This is a genomic window from Paenibacillus sp. PL91, assembly GCF_012935325.2.
In the GTDB taxonomy this organism is placed as follows: domain Bacteria; phylum Bacillota; class Bacilli; order Paenibacillales; family Paenibacillaceae; genus Pristimantibacillus.
This window is the reverse complement of the sequence record NZ_JABBYG020000022.1, coordinates 32,019-48,643: the sequence shown is the minus strand read 5'-3', so window position 1 is coordinate 48,643 and position 16,625 is coordinate 32,019. Positions and strand designations below refer to the sequence as shown.

Sequence of the window (16,625 nt, the reverse complement as noted above, 5' to 3'; positions counted from 1 at the left end):
TGGGACGCGCATGCGATTGCAAAAGTTTACTCCTCAGCGAATTTGGATACTGATTGGATATGCCGCTGCGGCTGCTGCTTTATTCTCGGCACCGCTCTTCGTAAGTGATTTTCGGCTTAATTTGCTGGCGAAATTTCTAGCCTTTGCTATAGTGGCGCTCGGGCTTGATCTAATATGGGGCTTCACAGGAATATTGAGCCTAGGCCATGGTATTTTCTTCGGGCTCGGCGCCTATTCGATGGCGATGTATTTGAAGCTGGAAGCAAGCGGAGGACGGCCTCCGGATTTCATGGGCTGGAGCGGGCTTAAGGAGCTTCCGTTATTTTGGCAGCCGTTCCAAAGCTTCTGGTTTGCGGTGGCGATGGGCATTGCGATACCGGCGCTGCTCGCGCTGATTCTAGGCTATTTCACGTTCCGCAACCGGATTCGCGGCGTTTACTTTACGATATTGACGCAAGCGCTCGTGATTATTACGACAACGCTCCTCATCGGCCAGCAAGCCTTCACTGGCGGGACGAACGGTATTACGGGCTATTCAACCGTGCTTGGATTCTCGATAGGCTCTCCTGAAACGAAACGCGTGCTGTATTACATTACGGTTGTGGCGCTCATTGGCATATTCGTGTTTTGCCGCTTTGTGATCGGCAGCCGCTTTGGCAAGGTGCTTCGCGCGATTCGCGACGGGGAGAACCGCGTTCGATTCATTGGCTATAACCCGGCGATTTATCAAATGGTTGTGTTTACGATATCTGCGGGCATTGCAGGTATTGCAGGCATGCTGTTCGTGCTCCATGTCGGGATTATTTCTCCGTCCATGCTGGGCATTGTGCCTTCGATTGAAATGGTGCTCTGGGTAGCAATCGGCGGGCGTGGAACGCTTATTGGGGCGGCGCTTGGCGCCATTCTAATGAACTGGGCGAAAAGTGAGTTCAGTACGGCGTATCCGGAGGGCTGGCTTTTCTTCATGGGCTTGCTGTTCGTGGTGGTCGTTGTATTTATGCCTAAAGGCGTCGCAGGCTTGGTTAGCCAATTGAAATTCCGCAAAAAGAGGAGGGAACCGAAGCATGAAGGAGTCCGCAATCCTGCTGTGTGATGATGTGACTGTTGATTTCGACGGGTTTAAAGCGATTCAGGGCATGCATTTGAAATTGGAAAAAGGCGAGCTTCGCTTCCTCATCGGCCCCAATGGTGCAGGCAAAACGACGATGCTTGATGTCATATGCGGTAAAGTAAGGCCAACGTCCGGACGGGTCACTTTCGGCGGCAAGGTAGATATTACGAAGAAGAAGGAGCATCAGATCGCAGAGCTAGGCATTGGCCGCAAGTTTCAAGCCCCATCCATCTTTCCGTCTATGACGGTTGCTGAAAATTTGGAGATCGCGATGCGTCAGAAGCGCAGCGTATTCGCTACCTTGTTTGCCAAAATGGAGGAGGATGAGCGCTCGCGAATTGACGGGCAGCTTGTGATGATAGGCCTTCAGAAGAAAGCGGAGTGGCGTGCCGGCGGCTTGTCGCATGGCGAGAAGCAGTGGCTTGAGATTGGCATGATGCTGCTCCAGGAGCCGGAAATTTTGCTGCTCGATGAGCCTGTAGCGGGAATGACGGACAAGGAAACGGATAAGACAGGCGAGCTGCTGCATCAAATTGCGCGCAAGCGTTCGATTGTTGTCGTGGAGCATGATATGGAATTTGTCCGTAATTTTGCAAGCAAGGTTACGGTCATGCATGAGGGCAAGCTGCTCAAGGAAGGCACAATGGATGAGATTCAGCGGGACGACCGTGTAGCGGAAGTGTATCTGGGGAAAAGGCGGGATGCCGATGTTAGCCGTTCAACAGCTTGAGGCCGGATATGGTGAAAGTATTATTTTGCGGGATGTATCGCTGAAGGTGAAGCAAGGGCAGGTCGTATGCCTGCTTGGGCGTAATGGCGTCGGCAAGACGACCCTTATGAAGAGCATTATGGGATTGCTGAAGGCGCGAGGGGGCTCCGTGTCGTATAACGGTTCGGATCTGACGAGGAAGGCGCCGGGACTGCGGGCAAAAAGCGGAATCGGATACGTGCCGCAGGGCCGCGAAATATTTGCCCAGCTATCGGTTTATGAAAACTTGCTGCTCGGCCTTGAAGCCTCGCGCGTGAAGGTTGCCGCTATTCCGGAGGAGGCGATTTCTAAGTTCCCGGTACTGCCAACTATGTATACTCGTCGCGGCGGCGATCTTAGCGGAGGACAGCAGCAGCAGCTTGCCTTTGCAAGAGCGCTTGCCTCGAAGCCTGAGGTGCTGCTGCTCGATGAGCCTTGTGAAGGGATTCAGCCCTCCATCGTAGATGATATAAGGGACGTCATCCGTTCGATTAAAGCCGATGGAAAGACGGCGATACTGCTCGTTGAGCAAAGCTTGGAGTTTGTGAAGAGCGTCGGCGATTATTTCTACGTCCTGGAGAAGGGCGCAGTCGTTTGGGAAGGCGGCTTGGAATCGCTGGATGACGAGGTCATTCGTAAATATTTGACGGTATAATGTTATTGCGGTGAGGCGGGGTTGGGTGGTGGAGCTCTTTGAGAAAGAGAGGTCGTTGAAAAACTCCGCTTTGCTGTTGAAGAGATTTACAATAAAAACGAGCCTTTAGAATCGCTTCTAAGGCTCGTTTGGCGTGTCTTGGGTAACTCAAACCTCGATGGTACCTCGAATTATGGCTGTTGAGCGGGGGTTACGGGTAAATTTAAAATAGCTTCTAAAGCTCATTTGACGTGTCTTGTGTAATTTATGGCAGTCGAATCGAAACTGCGGGAAATTTTAAGCCGTTACTGAAGCGTTTGGCGTTTCTTCGGCAACTTGAGCCACGATGGTACCTCGAACGACTACTGTTGATCCGAATGAACAGGAAATTCTCCATCTAATTTTTCGGAAAAAGGGTAGATAGAGCAATTAGCTGGAAAAACTCCTGTTAAAAGGAGTATTTTTGTACTCAGCGAGTAATGGACAGAGAATCAACGGGAGAAAATCCATCTAAAGCTGATTTCCGCCGTATATCGCTTGATTTAGCAGGATTTTTTCCTGTTAGTTAGTCCTATGCAGTCAATGGCTGGCTTCGCTTGAAGCCTCGGTAACTAGCATTGCGCTTGTATGAGCGCTCTGCGGCGAAAGATTTAAGTTGCGGCTATATAAAAGGGGATATTCGCTGTCCGTAGGGGTGACAGATCCCTAAGCCGGAACTGCTGCAAATCATGCACCTTACATTGCAAGAGGACTGAAGATGCCGCTTTTCCATGCCCTCTCGCAAGAAGGGCGCTTTTTGCTGCATTATTTTATAAATATTTTTCGACTACCGCTTGATAAAGGGATTTAGGGCGCAGTCCAACGAGCTTATCCATAGGCTGCCCATCCTTGTAGACGATAACGGTCGGCATGCCTAACACGCCTGCTTCTGAGGCTGATGCCGGCAAATCCTCGCAATTCACTTTAATAATACCTACTCTGCCGTTCATCTCCTGATCCAGTTCATCCAAAATGCCGAGCAGCGTCTTGCAGGGTGGGCACCAAGGCGCGCCATAGTCGACAAGAACAACGCCCTCGCTAACGATCGATTTCAGCATGCTATCCGATTCTGCGTTCATAATGGCCATTTTGTTAGCCTCCTATTGAATATTTGTTTACTCTTGCTGCTGAATGGAAGCGATCCGATCTATCAGATTCGCTTTGATTTGATTCAGTTCAATGATTTGCCGCTCAATTTCAGTCAGCTTCTTACGGTAAATCGGCATCACCTCGGCGCAAAACGCTTCCTTGTTCTGAAGCACGCACGTAAGAAAGCCGGCAATTTGCTCCGTGGTTAAGCCTAGGTTCAAATAGAGCTTAACCGTCTCCACCGTCTCAATTGTTAGAGGTGTATATTCGCGGTAGCCATTAGGCTGGCGGATGGATGTGATCAATCCTTGCTTCTCGTAATAACGCAGTGAACGAATGCTGACGCCCGTTATTTGCGATAATTCACCAATTTTCATAGCAAGCCCCCGGGTTTATGAGAATGGTATAGGTTCAGTATAAACCGTGACATTAATGTCAGGGTCAATCCCTTTTTGAAAAAATGGTCATATATAGAGCCACGAATCGAATGGCTGATGATTAACCTTGCGTTGCGTCCGAATATTTTTCAACCCAATATTGACGCCACTCTTGAAACGGCTTATCTTGAAGCTCCTCTAAGGTTTTGCCGTCTACCGACCAGTACCCGCCGTCCGATGTGTCCCCGCGCAGATGTGAAGTCCCGCCTAAAGGCTTTCCATCTGCTAAATAGACATAAACGTCGACTTTCTTTTTGCTGAGCGGGTGATTAGTTACGATAAACTTATGGACTTGGATGGTTTTGTTGAAAAAGTCGGAGGGATTGGCGGACTGCAAGCCCCAATACATCATATAAGGCAGCTCGATTATTTTTTGCTTAGTCAGCACGTAGCTCTCGGCAATGCCTTCGTCTGAAACGACGTGGTATCCTTTTTGCTCCAGATAGCTCTGCGATTCGGAACGCTCGATCGACGCATCCATTTTATCGGTACAGCCTATTGAAAAGGTAAGCATTAGCATGATCAAAAGATATTTCAACGCGTTCACCCCTGTCTTCTTGTCTTCTTCCTTGTGACGAAACCTAACCTTGTATTGTTGCGAACAGCTGAATGAAAAAAATAAACAAGGATTGCTTATATTTGTAAAAAGTGATATCATTTTTATATCATAATAATATATAACCGAAGATGAAGGAGTGGGGTCGGATGAACGAGAAGAAAGCCTGGTACGTAAGTGGGTATATGGCGTTGCTGATATCTGTAATTGCTGCTGGCGGTGGTATTTTTCTAATTATATCTGAAGCATCGAAGGAAAGCGGGTCGGGACTTATGATCGGCGTCGGTGTCTTTCTGGTGCTGCTGTCTGCGATTTGTCTATCCTCTCTTATGATTGTGCAGCCGAATGAGGCGAAGGTTGTTACGTTTTTTGGTACGTATATGGGCTCCGTGCTGGAGAGCGGTTTGTGGATGGTGCTGCCGTTAACGAGCAAAGCCAATATTTCACTGAAAGTACGCAATTTCAATAGCCAGACGCTTAAGGTAAATGATGCGGAAGGGAACCCTGTCGAAATTGGAGCGGTTGTAGTATTCAAAGTCATGGATACGGCAAGAGCGAGCTTCGATGTTGACAACTACGAAAGATTTGTAGAAATTCAAAGCGAGACGGCTATTCGTCATATCGCGGCTCAATATCCTTATGATGTATTCTCCGATGGTGATGCCTTGTCGTTAAGGGGAAATGCGGATGAGGTGGCATCCGAGCTTAATCACGAGCTCCAAAATCGCCTTGCGGTTGCAGGGGTTAAAGTGCTTGAGACGCGTTTGACCCACTTGGCATATGCCCAAGAAATCGCAAGCGCAATGCTACAGCGTCAACAGGCAATTGCGATCGTGGCGGCGCGTTCCAAAATTGTTGAGGGTGCGGTTGGGATGGTCGATATGGCGCTTCGGCAGCTTGAGGAAAATGGGATCACGCTAGACGACGAGCGCCGTGCCGCGATGGTGAACAACTTAATGGTGGCGATCGTGTCCGATCGTGCCGCTACTCCTGTAATTAACACGGGAACCTTGTACGGCTAGAGGTCGATTATAATGGCAAAAGAGAAAAAAGCATTTCCGCTTCGCTTAGATCCGGATCTTCATCGTGCGCTGGAGCAGTGGGCGACAGATGAATTTCGCAGCGTCAATGGGCACATTGAATTTTTGCTAAGAGAAGCGCTAGGCAAAGCAGGTAGGCTAAATAAGCCTAACAAAGCGGGCGGCAACCAAGAGGGTAATCCTTAATTATGACCCTGTCAAAAAGAAAGCGATTATCGAGCTATAGGCGATAGTCGCTTTTTTTGATGTTTACCACGATAAAATAGAAAGCAAATCAAATGAAAATAATTTCAATGTCACTAAACCTAACATACCAATTGACAGACCCATGCAATCGGCACTATACTACGAATTAACGTTAGGTTTTATCACAACTGCATATCGACTTTCGCAAGCGAATGATCGCGGGAGCAACAAGCTGTCTAGGGTTCCGTTCGAACGATTTGCAGCACTCGGCACGTATCGGGTGGGCAAACAAGTTTGAGTTCTGGTCCGAGAGATAGCGTATAGCAAGCGGTTGCCTTAATCGGTGCCTTGGCTGTATAACACGGAAGGATAAAAGCCTGGGAGATTGTCTCCCAGGTTATTCATTTTTTTGCATAACAAATTTTGGGAGTGATCTTATGCTGGCTGCGAAATCGACAAACGGAACCATTGAGATTCAGGGATTGCAAAAAGTGTATGAGTCGAAAAAAAGTCGGTTTGAGGCGCTTCGCGACATCGATCTGACCATCGGAGAAAATGAATTTCTTACGATTGTAGGACCATCCGGCTGCGGAAAATCGACGCTGCTTCGGATGGTGGCAGGTCTTGACGAGCCAAGCGGCGGATCACTCATGGTAGATGGAGAAGACATTATCGGTCCAGGTGCCGACCGTGGAATGGTGTTTCAAGGCTACACCCTCTTCCCGTGGTTGACCGTTCGTGAAAACATTGAGTATGGATTGAAGCTGAAGGGCGTATCGATTCTGGACCGCCGAAAAATATCGAATTACTTTCTTAAGGTAATCCGGCTGGAGTCGTTCGACAAGGCTTATCCAAAGCAGCTTTCGGGCGGAATGAAGCAAAGGGTTGCAATTGCTCGCGCGTTAGCCAATCGGCCAAAGGTGCTCTTGATGGATGAGCCATTCGGCGCGCTTGATGCGCAGACGAAGCTTGAGATGCAGGAGATGCTGCTGGAGGTATGGGAGAAGGAGAAGACAACGGTTCTCTTCATTACACATGATATCGATGAAGCGATTTTTTTATCGCAGCGCATTGTCGTTATGGGAGCAGGCCCTGGCCGTATTTTGAAGGAGTTCCGCGTGGGGCTGCCGGAGGGACGTACGCCAGAGGTGCGCGAGCATCCCGATTTTCTGTCCTTGAAGCGAGAGCTTGCACAGCTGCTCAAGCATTAATTAGACGTAGGGGGAAGAAAGATGACCACAGCTGACAGCAATAAAAAATCTTTCGAGCAAAAAAGCGTTGAAAATGCAGCGTCCTCCATCCCTAAATCGAGATCAAAGCTTTTGAAGGTGCTTGGCATCATCGCAACTGCCATGTTTTTTCGACATCCTGCAGCTCTCTCCGGAGCGGCAGGATGTTTTCTGTTTAAAGGGCCGAAGAAGGAGTGATTTTTTAGCGGTTCAAAAGCTTCTTGGCAACATGCAAGCAAATGGAGGAAATGGGGCATGCTGAAAAAGGATAATAAGGAAGCGGGGACATGGAGGCGTGATGATGCAGGGTGCTTTATCACAAAGAGATGGAACGTTTGGCTGAAACTGTAGTCCGTGCATAAGAATTTGGGAGCGGATGAATACTATGGTCAGATTCAAAATCTTTTGAAGGATGTTTCTTCTTCGTTATAAACAAGCTGAGTATCCAGTCGATTCAAAATCCTCTAGGAAAGCGGGGCAACAAGAAATGAAAGCAACTGGAATTGTACGTCGCATCGATGATCTCGGGCGTGTGGTGATTCCGAAGGAGATCCGCCGTACACTGCGTATTCGCGAGGGTGACCCTCTAGAAATATTTGTAGATCGTGATGGCGAAGTAATTTTGAAGAAATATTCTCCTATCGGCGAGCTTGGCGACTTTGCCAAAGAATATGCAGAGTCGTTATTTGAGGGTACGAACCATGTTACATTGATAACGGACCGGGATACTATAATCGCAGTTGCCGGGGCCTCCAAGAAAGAGCTGCTCGATAAGCAGGTGGGGTCTGTTCTGGAGAGCTGTATGGAAAACCGCAGGACGCTGGCAGAAGCAAACGGCGGCGCATTCGAGATTGTGAAGGATACGCAGGAAACGTACAGCTCATTTGTCATCGCACCGATCATTGCTGGAGGCGACCCTATTGGCACCGTTGTGCTGCTCAGCAAGGATGAGTCAGTGAAAATGGCCAATATGGAAACGAAGATGGCCGAGACGGCAGCAGGCTTTTTGGCCAAGCAGATGGAGCAGTAGCACGCGTGCAAGGTAATGAAAACAGCAATAGCGAGGAAAATGACAGCTTCTTTAATCGAGAGAAATCTCGGTTGAGGAAGCTTTTTCAAGGTTTACGATTGTGAGGTATAATAATACCAATATCAATCATGGGATAGGCAGGAGCGTGGATGGATGAGCCGCAAGCCGAGGAGAAAAGAGCATGCAGCGGAGATGCTCAAGCTTGTGGACGGGCGTAAAGCGAATATAGCTGGGCGTAGTGCGAGCGCGGCTGGGGATAGAGAATTGCCGCCTGGGGCAGAGCGAATAAGTGGAGCAGCGGAAGGGCTGCCGATTAAGAGTGAGCGATTGATTGGGTCAGAGGATGGGCTGCCCTTCGAAGGGCGAGTGCCGGCTACGCGTGGCTCAAAACGGCTTCTGATGAACGGCGTCGTTCTTATGGCAGGTGCGGCTCTGTTGTCTAAGCTAATTGGTGTTTTCCAGAAAATTCCGCTGCAAAATATGGCGGGAGATCGCGTATTTGGCATCTACAATGCCGTCTATCCGTTCTATCAGCTGGCGGCTGTTCTAGCGACGGCTGGCTTGCCGACGGCAGTGTCTCTCCTGATCGCAGAGAGGCTGCGCAAGGGGAATGATTCTGAAGGCGTTAGGAGAACGTTATTTGCGGCGTTGCTGCTGCTTGGGATAACGGGAATCGTTACATTTGGCTTCATGTGGGCAGGAGCGGGACATGTGGCCATCTGGATCGGCGATGCGCATACGGCTGGCGCCATTCGCTCAGTCTCGTTTGCGCTGCTGCTGGCACCGTTTGTTGCAGCACTGCGTGGTTATGTGCAGGGGCTAGGACGAATGGGGCTATCCGCTGCCTCGCAAATCGTGGAGCAAATGCTGCGAGTGGGCGTAATGCTGCTCGTGCTTGCGATGAGCTGGTCGGCGGGCTGGGCAGACGCTTCCGTTGCTTCTGGCGTCATGAGCGGCTCGGCGTTTGGGGCATTCGCTGCTTTGCTCGTCCTTGCTGCATATGTATGGCGGAATCGTCGGCGAAGTCGGGATGCTCACGCCGCCGGGGCGCTGCGGTCCGAAATGAAAAAGCTGGCGGCTATCGCGCTGCCGGTTGCGCTTGGGGCGGTTGTCGTTCCTGTTCTGGGAGTCGTGGATGCTTTTACGGTGCCGAGATTTCTCCAGGCAGCGGGTGCGTCCGAATCTAACGCAATGGCTCTATTTGGTGTATATAGCCGGGCACAGCCGCTTGTGCAGCTGGTCGTTATGGTGGCTGGTGCGGCAGCGGCAGCGCTTGTGCCAGGAATAGCGCTTGCGCGAATGCGCGGTGCTTATGGGCAGCTGCGCGTACAGCTTTCACTTGCCGAGCGAGCGGCATGGTCAATCGGCGCGGCGGCAGCTATCGGCTTGGCGCTGCTTGCGGAGCCGCTTAATGTGATGCTGTACGCTGATGCCAAGGGTACCGTCGCGTTTGCGCTAGTTGGCTGCACCGCGCTTGCGGGCAGCGTTAATGCAGTAACGGCACCGGTATTGCAGGGGCTTGGGGCTGTGCGAATTCCGGCTGTGCTGCTGCTCATAGCGGCACTGCTGAAGGGGGTTCTAAACGCGGTGCTCGTCCCTGCATACGGCGTTGAAGGAGCAGCTATTGCAGGGGTAGCGGCATTAAGCACCGCTGCTTTGCTGGGTTCGATCGCGGTGCGGTATATGGCAGCGAACGCAGGAGCTTCGCTGGCAGGGAGCTGGGGAGCGGAGCGGAGTGTTGAGCGAGCTTCCGGGGAAGTCAAAGAGCGAGCTCATGCGAGGAAGCAAGGGCGAGGGCCGGCGATTGGTCGCGCGGCCACAGGCACGGGCTTTGCACTCGCGGTGATGGCCGCGGTGCTTATTGTCGCCGAGCGAGCGCTGGGCGCTGCGCTAGGCGGGCTGCCGCCTCGGGCGGCAGCAGCTGCGCTTGCGCTGACGTGCGTTGCCGTCGGCGCTTGCGCCTTTGGCGCTGCAGCATTGCGCGGCGGCGCTGTTAGCGCGCGCGAATTGCGCGCGCTTCCGGGCGGCGGCATATTGGCCGCCCGACTGCGGCGCTGGCGGCTTATTCCGCCTGCGAAGGATGAGCGCTAGTATAGGAGACTACTAGCGCTTGTGCATGCTTACATATCCGTAAGAGCACATACGCTCTTACAGCCAAGGATTGGCTGGTATCCGCTGCCTATAAGCACAAATAGGTGCTAACAGCACCGTGTATTGCCCAAACAAGTCCACAAAAATCGCGGTAAGATCACATAAGCTCTTACAGCCAAGGATTGGCTAGAATCCACAGCCTATAAGCACAAATACGTACGTACTAATAGCACCGTATATCAATCCAAACATGGCTGCAAAATCGCCGTAAGAGCATATACGCTCTTACAGCCAAGGATTGGCTAGAATCCACAGCCTATAAGCACAAATACGTACGTACCAATAGCACTGTATATCCATCCAAACATGGCTGCAAAATGGCCGTAAGAGCATATACACTCTTACAGCCAAGGAATGGCTAGAATCCACTGCCTATAAGCACTAATAAGTGCTTACAGCACCGTATATTCATCCAAACTTGGCTGCAAAATCGCCGTAAGAGTACATACGCTCTTACAGCCAAGGAATGGCTAGAATTCACAGCCTATAAGCACAAATACGTGCTTACAGCACCGTATATTGCCCAATCAATGCAATAAAAATCGCCATCAAAATCACCATCAAAATCAATCCCGAAAGCTTTCGAGAACTGAGCTTCGTACCCACATCCAAGCTTACTCCGAAAGAAACATTTTCGCGCGAGGATATTGATGTTTCGTACGATTTGGTCCATTATTACTTTTGGTATTTGCTATTTCACTCGCATTCAACGATGCTTTTTACATAACGATGCTCGAAGCTAGTTTCAAGCGTACACGCCATTACTTGCATTTACACTCCATGCACGTCTTTACTAGTATTTACTCTCAATGCAACACGATCACGTCCCTACATGTACATACACTCAAAGGAGGCTTATCTAATATGGCAGCTCCACAACTTACTATCGTCGGACTGGGCTCGGGCGATCCGGATCAATTAACGCTTGGCGTATGGCGCAGGCTGCAGGCTGCGAACCGCATATTCGTGCGTACGGCGCAGCATCCCGCGATGTCGATGCTTCAGGAAAATGGCATCGCCTATACTTCATTCGACACTTTATATGAGCAGCACGAATCTTTTCCGGATGTATACAAAGCGATCGCAGAGGCGCTTATTGCCGAGGCGAAAAACACCAGCGCTGACGAGTCGCTTATCTACGCGGTTCCCGGCCACCCGATGGTAGCCGAGCGCACGGTACAGCTGCTGCGTGAGCAATGTCAGGAAGCGGGCATTGACCTGCAAATTATCGGCGGCGAGAGCTTTCTTGATCAAGCATTCGTCAGCCTCGGCATCGATCCGATCGAGGGCTTTGCGCTGCTTGATGCGGCAGATCTCCAGCCATCTCTGCTGCAGCCGCAGTTGCATACTTTGATTGGCCAAGTGTATGATGCTTTCACGGCATCGGATGTTAAGCTCGCCCTAATGGAGCGCTATCCGGATGACTACGAGGTTGTTGTTGGACATGCCCTTGGCGTTGCTTCCGAGCAGCAGATCATTCGCGTTCCGCTATACGAGCTTGATCGCACGCCGGGCTATGGCAATCTATCGCTTATCTGGGTGCCGCGCTCTGACGATGCGGCGCTGCGCAACCGCTCCTTCGAGCGGCTGCATGAGATTGTCGCGATCCTTCGAAGCCCAGAAGGCTGCCCGTGGGATCAGGAGCAAACGCATCAGTCCCTTCGCAAAAATTTTATCGAAGAGCTCTATGAAGCGCTGGAAGCTATCGATAACGATGATCCCGACGGCATGCAGGAGGAATTTGGAGATGTTATTCTGCAAGTGATGCTTCATAGCCAAATGGAAGAAGAGACGGGCGCTTTTTCTGTCTATGATGTGATACAATCACTTAACGAGAAACTTATTTTCCGCCACCCGCATGTATTTGGGGACTTGGATGCCAGCAATTCGCAAGAGGCATTAGTCAACTGGGAGCAAATGAAGGCTGAGGAGAAACGCCTGAAAGGAACCGATGTGTTACGTCCTTCGGTGCTCGATGGCATTCCGCCCGCTCTGCCAGCCCTTATGAAAGCTTATAAGCTTCAGAAAAAAGCGGCTAAGGTAGGCTTTGATTGGGACGAGCTAGATCCCGTGCTCAGCAAGATAGAAGAGGAACTCGCAGAGCTGCGTGAAGCGATTGCTACGAAGTCCGAGGAGGAGCAGGCCTCGGAGCTTGGCGATTTACTGTTTGCGGTCGTTAATGCCTCACGCTTCATCCATGCCGATCCGGAAGAGGCGCTTTCTCGCACGAACAAAAAATTCCGCAGTAGATTTGCGTATATTGAGGAACAGCTTCGTATAAGCGGGAAACAATTTGACCAGACTGATTTAACAGAAATGGATCGTTGGTGGGAAGAGGCTAAACGTCTTTCGTAGCTGTCATTTCGTCATGAATCGCCTTTTTTCTTCACGAATCGCAAAAAAATTTCAAATAGCGGCAGGATTTATTTGCTAGAAGGCAGAATAAGTATTCTTCGTGAGAGTAAGAATTGAAAGTAAAGGCGGCGCCACAAGCGTCGACCACAAATAACGGTAACGAATTAGGAGGATTTTATAATGAACAAAACAGACTTGATCAACAACATTGCAGAAAAAAGCGGTTTGACTAAACGTGACGTAGAAGCAGTACTTAACGGCTTCTTGGGCGAAGTAACTGATGCACTTGCTGGTGGCGATAAAGTACAATTGATCGGCTTCGGTACTTTTGAAACTCGTAAACGTGCTGGACGCACTGGCCGCAACCCGCAAACAGGCGCTCCAATCGAAATCTCCGAAGCAAAAGTTCCTGCATTCAAAGCAGGCAACAAATTGAAAGAAGCTATCCAATAATCAATGCGATTAGATAAATTTCTTAAGGTATCCCGGCTGATCAAGCGTCGTACCGTTGCGAAGGATGTTTCCGAGCAAGGGCGCGTATGGATCAACGGCCGCGAAGCGAAAGCGAGCAGTGCCGTCAAAGTCGGTGATGAGCTCCAAATCCAATACGGTCAAAAAATCGTAACCGTGCGCGTTGAGCGCATTGCGGAGACGACCCGTAAGGATGAAGCCGGAGAGCTGTATACCTTGGTGAAAGAAGAACAACGCCCGCGCGAGAACACGCTCGAGTGGGAACAGCAGCAATAACAGCCAGACTGCCTGCAAGCACAAAACTTGCAGGCAGTCTTTTTTTATACATACCTGTTTCAACCTCGTTATTATTGTTTATTTACTCGGAGGACTAATCCATGAATCATCTTCAGCTACCTATTCCGGAGTATCGACGGAAAGGTTTTTCTTTGCTTGGTGACGCTTTTGCGCTTTTTTTCAAGCATGGACTGCCCATTCTTTTCTTTGTTGCGATTGTGGCCGTCCCGGTAGAAGCGATCAAAAACTATTATTATTATGATCCCGCAAGCGGCAACGGTATTTTTGATTCGATATCGAGATGGGATAATGTTGTCGGGCTTTTCTTTTTGAGCGCCATTACGCCCATGATCGTTCACTACATACTTGGTCAAATGACAGATACAAAAGCAGGGATCAAGCCATCACTTCTGTGGGGCATGCGCAAATGGCTGAGAATGATTATGTACAGCTTTTTGCAAAATGTCATTATATTCGCAGGAGTCATTATGCTCGTTGTGCCTGGTCTGATATTCGCCGTATGGCTGATGCTGATGCCTATCTTTGTATCGGCCCAGGACACTTCACGGAGCAATCCGCTCCAGGAATGCCGGGAGATGGCGCGAGGGCGCTTTTTTACATTCGCAGGGTATGCGCTTGGCGGTTATGCTGCGATCGTTTTGGTCGGCATGTTGACTGGTTTTGCGACTTACTTAATACCGAGCGATTCTTGGATTACCGCTACTATAATGGATGTATGGATCGATTGGTTCAGTGAGCTGATTACCGTCGTTTTCCTGCTGGTCTTCTTGCAAGTGAAGACAGAAGCCCGTGACTTGTCTCTGGAAGCTGCTGATCTAGCAGAATAGGTTCTAATTCTTGTCCTTGCCCCATAAGCTAGTCTAAACATATAAGACAGGATAAGCCTCGCGCTTATAGACTGCTTATATTAAATGCGAAACGTATGCCGCGCCGCCATTGGACGGCGGTAGCCGTTTACGCCTAGACATGTTAACGAAGCGGAGGACGAGTCTATGGTTGACCAAGGCAAGGGGCAGAAGTATCAGGAAGTGAAAATGCTAAATCGCAAGCTGCTAGAGCTTACCGGCGTCGTGAACGTGGAGAGCTTCGACAGCGAGGAATTTTTACTTGAGACAGAGCTTGGCTTCTTAGCGGTAAAGGGCCAAAATTTGCATATGAAGCATCTTAGCCTCGAACAAGGTCTGGTGGCAATTGAAGGGCTCGTCCATTCGCTCGCCTATTTGGATGGAAATAATACCGCTTCAAAATCAAAAGGGCTGTTCGGGAAGCTATTTAAGTGACGCTTAGTATGCAATGGTTGACGATGGCAGTCATGCTGTTATCGGGCCTTGGTATGGGAACGGTGTTCGATGGCTATCGAGTCATATCGAATGAGCTGAAGTTCCCGCGCTGGTGGCTGCCGGTGCTTGATGTCATCTATTGGATGGCGGCGGCTTTAGTCGTCTTTCGGGTGCTGTACGCTAGCAACAATGGCGAGGTGCGGGCGTACGTTTTTATTGGACTGGCCATCGGAGTCGTTCTCTATTATCTATTATTAAGCAAAATCGTTATTGTTTCCGTTAAGTGGATCATTGGTGCGGTGCGAAAACTCATTGCTATTGTGCTTAAATGTCTCGATATCCTTATCGTGAAGCCGATTTTGCTGATCTACAAACTCATTATGGTTATTTTTGCATTTGGGTCTGCGCTCACTATTTTCGTATTAAAAACTGTGGTACAATTGGTTCGTCCATTTTGGAAATTGTTTATTTGGATGGCAAGGCCAGTCATTCGTCCGCTTGGACGCTGGCTAACACCTTTTATAACCAAATGGCAATTGGCCGGGAGGCTAAGCAAAATCGGACTACTAATTGCTCGATTGTGGAGCAAATGGTTTAGGAGGTAATACCGCTAATGGCAACAGCTGCTGTAAATAAGACGCAAGGGAATGCTGGCACGAAACGTCGATTCAAGCTATGGATGATGTTTATCGTGTTATTTATGGGCTGGGCGGCGTATACCATTTTTGGACAAATGCAGCAGAAAAACGCTACTGGCGTTAAGCTAAATACAATTCAAGGGCAGATTGAAGCGTCTATCAAGGAAACAGAGGCGCTCAAACGTCAAATTGAACGATTAAACGACCCAGAATATATCGAACAGCTAGCAACGAAAGAGCAGGGCATGGTTAAGGAAGGCGAGCAGCAAATTTTCAGTGATTAAATAGGGCTTCAAATCGGGTGAACGTCTGTTGACCTTACTTGAACGGTTCGGTTATAATCACGTTAATAGCGTTTTCGCAAAACTTTTAGCATATGCTTATGAATTCAGTTTTGCTTCGCATAACTTTTAGGGAGGAACATTTTATTTTATGGCAATTGAAGTGGGCGCTAAGTTAGAAGGAAAAGTGACAGGCATTACGCATTTTGGGGCATTTGTCGACTTGTCGGGAGGTGTCACGGGTCTTGTTCACATTTCGGAAATTGCTGATAATTACGTCAAAGACGTGAAGGATCACCTGAAAATCGACGATGTCGTGAAAGTAAAAGTGATCAACGTGGACAAAGACGGAAAGATCGGACTTTCCATTAAGCAAGCCATTGACCGGCCAGAAGGCCAACCAGCGCCACAACAACGCGAGCGTCACAGCGGAGGCGGCGGTGGAAGCACTGGCGGTAGTGGTGGTGGTGGCGAACGTTTCAACCGCGGCGGCGGAGGCGGTGGTGGCGGACGTCCCTTCAACAAGCAATCGTCTGGCAGACCGGCATTCGGTAAACCGTCATTCGAGGATAAAGTGTCACGTTTCCTGAAAGACAGCGAAGAGCGCATCTCCTCTTTGAAGAAGAATACGGAGGGCAAACGCGGCGGACGCGGTGCCAAGCGAGTATAAGCTGAATCGTCATAACTTTATTTAGGAGCAGAACCTTAGCGGTTCTGCTTTTTTTGCGTACAAATGAAAGGAATTTGACATCAACTTAGTAAGCGCTTACTATTTGCTGTCGAAGCGGGACGTTAATCCTGGTAAATGCTGGTGAATGAATGGTGAAGCATCTGATTGGCACGGTCAATGTCGTTTGTAAGTCGCCTAGATGCTGGAAAAAAATACTTTTCTCTGATCCTCCTTCATTCCCGACAGGTTACAACGTGAATTCGCCATCATCTGGATGATAAACAGCACATATTTTGTTGTCGGCTCTTTGCTTTGAAGCGGCATGGAAGACGATGCAAACCTATACGGGGCATATGTTTGATCGCTTGTTGACAAGGGCGGCA

20 protein-coding genes and 1 riboswitch are annotated in these 16,625 nt (G+C 49.6%); of the genes, 17 read left to right on the top strand and 3 right to left on the bottom strand.

All coding sequences use genetic code 11. The features are described 5' to 3' along the window. The first annotated feature begins 10 nt into the window (after positions 1-10). The 3 genes from urtC to urtE are packed head-to-tail and all read left to right on the top strand — an operon-like array spanning position 11 to position 2,514. Positions 11-1,093, top strand: a complete 1,083-nt coding sequence (gene urtC, locus HI950_RS30495; RefSeq protein ID WP_169090074.1) for an urea ABC transporter permease subunit UrtC — start codon at positions 11-13, stop codon at positions 1,091-1,093. Then, positions 1,065-1,841 (top strand): urea ABC transporter ATP-binding protein UrtD, encoded by a 777-nt coding sequence (gene urtD / locus HI950_RS30490; protein WP_169090072.1) that lies wholly within the window; start codon positions 1,065-1,067, stop codon positions 1,839-1,841. Before urtC ends, urtD begins: the two co-directional genes overlap by 29 nt. Then, positions 1,819-2,514, top strand: coding sequence for an urea ABC transporter ATP-binding subunit UrtE (urtE, locus tag HI950_RS30485; RefSeq protein ID WP_169090069.1), 696 nt, complete (start codon positions 1,819-1,821; stop codon positions 2,512-2,514). The genes urtD and urtE overlap by 23 nt, the downstream gene beginning before the upstream one ends. Positions 2,515-3,302: 788 nt before the next feature. On the opposite strand, the gene HI950_RS30480 is transcribed toward urtE, so the two are convergent. The 3 genes from HI950_RS30480 to HI950_RS30470 form a co-directional block, all read right to left on the bottom strand. Beyond that, positions 3,303-3,620, bottom strand: coding sequence for a thioredoxin family protein (locus HI950_RS30480; protein ID WP_169090067.1), 318 nt, complete (start codon positions 3,618-3,620; stop codon positions 3,303-3,305). Between the two features lie 27 nt (positions 3,621-3,647). Further along, complete coding sequence (locus HI950_RS30475) at positions 3,648-3,998, bottom strand: MerR family transcriptional regulator (RefSeq protein ID WP_169090065.1); 351 nt, start codon at positions 3,996-3,998, stop codon at positions 3,648-3,650. 121 nt (positions 3,999-4,119) lie between these two features. Continuing rightward, the gene (locus tag HI950_RS30470; RefSeq protein ID WP_223285616.1) at positions 4,120-4,596 is read right to left on the bottom strand and encodes a hypothetical protein; all 477 of its coding nucleotides are present in this window, start codon (positions 4,594-4,596) and stop codon (positions 4,120-4,122) included. A 167-nt stretch (positions 4,597-4,763) separates the two neighbouring features. Between HI950_RS30470 and HI950_RS30465 the strand changes: the two genes are divergently transcribed. The 14 genes from HI950_RS30465 to HI950_RS30400 all read left to right on the top strand — a co-directional run bounded on the left by HI950_RS30465 (position 4,764) and on the right by HI950_RS30400 (position 16,242). Next, on the top strand, positions 4,764-5,636 hold the full coding sequence (locus HI950_RS30465; RefSeq protein ID WP_169090063.1) for an SPFH domain-containing protein: 873 nt from the start codon (positions 4,764-4,766) through the stop codon (positions 5,634-5,636). A gap of 12 nt (positions 5,637-5,648) precedes the next feature. Continuing rightward, a complete protein-coding gene (locus tag HI950_RS30460) occupies positions 5,649-5,840 on the top strand; it encodes a type II toxin-antitoxin system antitoxin (protein ID WP_169090061.1) in 192 nt (63 codons plus the stop codon). Positions 5,841-6,065: 225 nt separating this feature from the next. After that, positions 6,066-6,226, top strand: a riboswitch (guanidine-I (ykkC/yxkD leader). A gap of 51 nt (positions 6,227-6,277) precedes the next feature. Next, the gene (locus HI950_RS30455; protein ID WP_169090059.1) at positions 6,278-7,051 is read left to right on the top strand and encodes an ABC transporter ATP-binding protein; all 774 of its coding nucleotides are present in this window, start codon (positions 6,278-6,280) and stop codon (positions 7,049-7,051) included. A gap of 21 nt (positions 7,052-7,072) precedes the next feature. Further along, entirely contained in the window at positions 7,073-7,267 is a 195-nt protein-coding gene (locus HI950_RS30450; protein ID WP_169090057.1) for a hypothetical protein, read from the top strand. Positions 7,268-7,556: 289 nt separating this feature from the next. Next, positions 7,557-8,099 (top strand): stage V sporulation protein T, encoded by a 543-nt coding sequence (gene spoVT, locus HI950_RS30445; RefSeq protein WP_169090055.1) that lies wholly within the window; start codon positions 7,557-7,559, stop codon positions 8,097-8,099. 153 nt (positions 8,100-8,252) lie between these two features. Then, positions 8,253-10,190 carry a polysaccharide biosynthesis protein gene (locus tag HI950_RS30440; protein ID WP_223285615.1) on the top strand — a complete coding sequence of 646 codons (1,938 nt, stop codon included), beginning with the start codon at positions 8,253-8,255 and terminating at the stop codon, positions 10,188-10,190. 924 nt (positions 10,191-11,114) lie between these two features. Next, positions 11,115-12,605 carry a bifunctional methyltransferase/pyrophosphohydrolase YabN gene (gene yabN / locus HI950_RS30435; RefSeq protein ID WP_169090053.1) on the top strand — a complete coding sequence of 497 codons (1,491 nt, stop codon included), beginning with the start codon at positions 11,115-11,117 and terminating at the stop codon, positions 12,603-12,605. A 180-nt stretch (positions 12,606-12,785) separates the two neighbouring features. After that, a complete protein-coding gene (locus HI950_RS30430) occupies positions 12,786-13,058 on the top strand; it encodes an HU family DNA-binding protein (RefSeq protein WP_053373361.1) in 273 nt (90 codons plus the stop codon). A 3-nt stretch (positions 13,059-13,061) separates the two neighbouring features. Next, on the top strand, positions 13,062-13,352 hold the full coding sequence (locus HI950_RS30425) for an RNA-binding S4 domain-containing protein (RefSeq protein ID WP_169090051.1): 291 nt from the start codon (positions 13,062-13,064) through the stop codon (positions 13,350-13,352). Positions 13,353-13,453: 101 nt separating this feature from the next. Next, positions 13,454-14,200 (top strand): hypothetical protein, encoded by a 747-nt coding sequence (locus tag HI950_RS30420; RefSeq protein WP_169090049.1) that lies wholly within the window; start codon positions 13,454-13,456, stop codon positions 14,198-14,200. Positions 14,201-14,365: 165 nt separating this feature from the next. Next, positions 14,366-14,653: a sporulation protein YabP gene (gene yabP, locus HI950_RS30415; RefSeq protein WP_169090047.1), complete on the top strand. Its 288-nt coding sequence runs from the start codon at positions 14,366-14,368 to the stop codon at positions 14,651-14,653. Beyond that, complete coding sequence (gene yabQ / locus HI950_RS30410; RefSeq protein WP_317618478.1) at positions 14,650-15,258, top strand: spore cortex biosynthesis protein YabQ; 609 nt, start codon at positions 14,650-14,652, stop codon at positions 15,256-15,258. The genes yabP and yabQ overlap by 4 nt, the downstream gene beginning before the upstream one ends. 8 nt (positions 15,259-15,266) lie before the next feature. Beyond that, on the top strand, positions 15,267-15,575 hold the full coding sequence (locus HI950_RS30405; protein WP_169090045.1) for an FtsB family cell division protein: 309 nt from the start codon (positions 15,267-15,269) through the stop codon (positions 15,573-15,575). Between the two features lie 148 nt (positions 15,576-15,723). Then, complete coding sequence (locus HI950_RS30400) at positions 15,724-16,242, top strand: S1 domain-containing RNA-binding protein (RefSeq protein ID WP_169090043.1); 519 nt, start codon at positions 15,724-15,726, stop codon at positions 16,240-16,242. Positions 16,243-16,625: the final 383 nt, after the last annotated feature.